This is a genomic window from Modestobacter marinus, assembly GCF_019799945.1.
In the GTDB taxonomy this organism is placed as follows: domain Bacteria; phylum Actinomycetota; class Actinomycetes; order Mycobacteriales; family Geodermatophilaceae; genus Modestobacter; species Modestobacter marinus_B.
Genome location: NZ_JABGCH010000116.1, coordinates 1 through 1,191, shown reverse-complemented (window position 1 = coordinate 1,191; position 1,191 = coordinate 1). Strand labels below are relative to the sequence as shown.

Annotated in this window: 1 protein-coding gene; it reads left to right on the top strand. The window is 73.0% G+C overall.

What is annotated here, in order from left to right:
- Window positions 1-289 precede the first annotated feature (289 nt).
- Window positions 290-1,191: HAMP domain-containing protein (locus tag HK417_RS24330; RefSeq protein WP_222273326.1), on the top strand; the 902-nt coding region annotated here is incomplete at its 3' end.

Genomic DNA, 1,191 nt, shown 5'->3' with positions numbered 1-1,191 from the left:
GCCCTGCCGGGCCGACCCCCGCGGCCGCCGCTTCGCCCCCTTCCCCGGGCGGAGTGGCGGCCGTGGCCGTTCCCGGGCCCCGGGCTGTCGACAAATGGCCCGTCGGGCGACGTCGGTCGCCATTCTTGTGCCGTTCTCGCGACACCTGCGCAATCAGGGTCGGCGGCGCGTCGCGCTCCGCCACTCTTTCCCCACGGCGCCATTCCGCCGTCGCGTGGGAACGATCTCCTGGTTCTGTCGGGGCCCCACGTCCGTCCCGACAGAAGACTCATCCCCAGGAACGGAAACCATGAACGACACCCGCGCCACCACCCCCCGGCCCCGGCGGACCCGCCTGGGCGTCCGCGGCATGATCACCGCGGTCGGAGCCGCCGGGATGGCCGCCGCCGTCACCGTGGGCGCTTTCGCCATCGCGGGCCTGAGCAGCGCCGGGGAGGCGCGTGACCACGTCAGCGAGCTGGGCCAGGCCACGTCACACGCCCAGGAGATGGAGTACTTCAACGCCGACGTGAGCGGCTGGCAGACCGCCTACGCCTGGGACGCCCGCCGGATCGGGGGCGCCGCGGCCGTGCAGCCCGACAACGCCAACCGGGCCGGCTTCCTGGACATCTCCGAGGAGCTGCGTGCCGAGCTGGACCAGATGCCGGTCGGCATCCTGACCAACGACGAGCAGGCCCTCTACGACCAGATCGCGGCGGACTGGGACACCTTCTTCACGCTCGACGCGCAGGTCAGCGGCCTCTACGCACAGAACACCCCCGCCTCCGTCGACGCCGCGGACGCGCTCATCCTGGGCGACAGCTACGAGGTCTACTTCGGGATCATCGAGCTCACCCACCAGCTGAAGGCGTCGCTGGAGGAGCGCACCGCGCAGGCCGGCATCGCCGCCGCGGAGAGCCAGGCGAGCACGACCCGCACCATGGTCGCGGTCGTGGTCCTGGGTGCGCTGCTGGTGCTGGGCGTCGCGCTGGCCGTCGTCCGGCGCATCGTCCGTCCGCTGGCTGCCGTGACCGCGGTCGCGACGGCGCTGGCCGCGGGGGACCTCACCCGCCGGAGCGGTGTGGACCAGGGCGACGAGGTCGGCCGGATGGCGGCGTCGCTGGACCAGGCGCAGGAGTCGCTGCGCTCGGTGCTCTCGTCGGTGGCGGTGTCCTCGGATGCGGTGGCGGCGTCCTCGGAGGAGTTGTCGGC